The organism is Bradyrhizobium sp. Leo114 (assembly GCF_055229415.2).
This window is the reverse complement of sequence record NZ_JBUYEN020000294.1, coordinates 1-227: the sequence shown is the minus strand read 5'-3', so window position 1 is coordinate 227 and position 227 is coordinate 1. Positions and strand designations below refer to the sequence as shown.

Genomic DNA, 227 nt, shown 5'->3' with positions numbered 1-227 from the left:
CCGGTGCGAACGATTGCGACGGGCATCGGTCCGGTCGAGGTCGCGCGGGCGAAGATTCGCGACCGTGGGGCGGCCGGCGATAGTGAGCGGATCCGGTTCGGCTCGGCGATCCTGCCGCTGTGGGCACGGCGGACCAGAAGCCTGGATGCGCTGTTGCCGATTCTGTACCTGCGCGGCATCTCGACCGGCGATTTCCAGGAGGCGCTGACGGCCTTGCTGGGCAAGGA

Annotated in this window: 1 pseudogene; it reads left to right on the top strand. The window is 68.7% G+C overall.

The features are described from left to right. Positions 1-227: pseudogene (locus tag ACZIRK_RS45785) on the top strand (IS256 family transposase); the annotation flags it as partial.